1 protein-coding gene and 1 pseudogene are annotated in these 2,028 nt (G+C 76.8%); both read left to right on the top strand.

Translation table 11 applies throughout. The features are described 5' to 3' along the window. Positions 1-478, top strand: a pseudogene (locus AAHZ94_RS33270) (helicase); the annotation flags it as partial. 344 nt (positions 479-822) lie between these two features. Beyond that, on the top strand, positions 823-1,191 hold the full coding sequence (locus tag AAHZ94_RS33265) for a DUF8844 domain-containing protein (RefSeq protein WP_349997430.1): 369 nt from the start codon (positions 823-825) through the stop codon (positions 1,189-1,191). Positions 1,192-2,028: the final 837 nt, after the last annotated feature.

The raw sequence follows: 2,028 nt of genomic DNA, 5'->3' as shown, positions 1-2,028 counted from the left end.
GGGGGGGGCCGGGGGGGGGCGCGGGGGGCGCGCCCGGGGGGGGGCGGCCCCCCGCGCGCGGGGCCGGGCCCGGGGGCCCCGGCGGGGGCCCCGTATCGGGGGGGCCCCGGCCCCCCGCGACCAGGCCGCCGCGGTCCGGGCCGCGCTGGCCGACCTCGGCGTGGCCGGCGTCGTGGTGGACACCGCGAACCGGCTCCAGGGGCGCGAGTTCGACGTGACCGTCGTGCTGCACCCGCTGTCCGGCCGGCCCGACGCCACCGCCTTCCACCTGGAGACCGGCCGGCTGTGCGTGCTGGCCTCCCGGCACCGCCACGCCTGCATCGTCGTCTGCCGCGCCGGCGTGCCCGAGCTCCTGGACGAACATCCGTCGACGGAACCGGTCCAGCTTGGGGTGAGCCTCCGCTTCCCGGACGGTTGGGAGGCGAATCACGCCGTCCTGGCCCATCTGAACGAACACCGGGTCCCCTGGCACCCGTGAGCGAACACCCCGCGGGCGGCGTCGGACTGCTTGTTTGAGCTGGTCAAACGGACCGGCGGGGTTGGACGGGGGTTGCGGCGGGCTGGCCAGCCGGGCGGGGCGGGGTTGCGTTGGGCTTTGGCTGGCTGGCTGGCTGGCTGGCTGGCTGGCTGGCTGGCTGGCTGGCTGGCTGGCTGCGGATGGTACGCGGCGCCGGCGACCCCCCGCCGGCCCCCTCTCAGCACGTCCTCGGCACCACCGCTCAGCACACCCACGGCCCCGCCCCCGACCCCGTTTCGCCCGGCCGAGTGGTCTTGCGCGGGGCTGGACAATGGAACGCGGCACTCAACACCGGAGGTAGATCCATGTCCGAGCCGCATTCGGCTGCCCAACCGCGTACCAGCCCGGCGCGGCGCCTCAAACCCCCGCCGCTGCTCTTCGAGCCCTCCGAGGCCACCGCGGACCCCGAGCACTTCTTCGACCTGGAGTCGATGGAGGACCCCGCCGAACTGCTGGCCCGCTCGACCGAGCTGACGCTCGCGTTCCGGGCGGCGGCGGAGCGGGCGACGGAGTTCCAGGCGATGGCCGCGGCGCAGCTCGCCGACCCGCAGCGGTTCGACCGGCTGCCGCTGGCCGCGATCGCCGAACGGGCGGACTGGACCGAGGACTACGCGCGGAAGATGGTCGAGTTCGGCCGCGAGTTGCTGCGCGACGGTGCCGTGGCGGAATCCTGATCCGCCCCACCCCGACGCGGCCCCGCTCCTGACCGGTCCGACGCCCCGCCGAGGGGGCCCGGTACGGAGCGGGCTGACACCCGCCGGCATCCACCGGCACCCGCCGACACTCGCCTCAAGACTCCCACCAGGCATGACGCGCCCCGATAGCCCGTACGGAAGGCCGTAGGGAGAGCCATACGGGGAGCCGCCCGCACCGCATCGGGCGGCGCGGGCCCGCTGCCCAGGCACCGGCGGGAGCACCCGCGCAGGCCGGACCCGCGGGCCGGCGGTGGCCGATGTGCCGGGTAGGCCAGTGGACCAGGCAGGACACATGCACCAGTGGCACATGCCCGCCAGGTAGGCGGGGCGCAAGATACCCCGCCCTGCCCCGCCGTGTCCTGGTTTCCGGGATTCGCCCAAAACGGAAGATGGACGCCCGGTAAGTATGTCCGCCATGACCAGTACCAGCGACAGCGCGAACGGTGGCGGAAGGCACGGCAGCGAGATCCGACTCGCCCGGAGGTGCGGGGGCGGACGGCCGTCGTGCAACGGGACGCAGCCGGGGGCGGGCGGCGGCGTGCCGCCCGGCAGCGGCCACCCGACGCACCCCGGCCCCGCCGCCAGCCCTGTCGCCAGCCCCGTCACCGGCCCCCGGACTGGTCACCCGCAGGCCGCCCCGCCCGCCACCGCCGGCCCCGCGGAACCCCGTCCCCAGGCCCGCACGGAAGACCCGAGCGGAGCCATGGACCCCGCCCCGGGCGCCCCGGGCGACCCCCACGCCCCCCGGGGCCCGGGCGCCCGCGGCCCCGTCCGCCTCCGCCGGCAGGACCACGGCGGCACAGTGCGCCGCCACGT

The sequence above is a fragment of the Streptomyces sp. HSW2009 genome, from assembly GCF_040240285.1.
Taxonomy (GTDB): Bacteria; Actinomycetota; Actinomycetes; order Streptomycetales; family Streptomycetaceae; genus Streptomyces.
This window is presented reverse-complemented; position numbering and strand designations above follow the sequence as displayed.

Bases quoted from the DNA above. Each gene is read 5' to 3' on its own strand.
- AAHZ94_RS33265 (WP_349997430.1), top strand. From the start codon at position 823: ATGTCCGAGCCGCATTCGGCTGCCCAACCGCGTACCAGCCCGGCGCGG.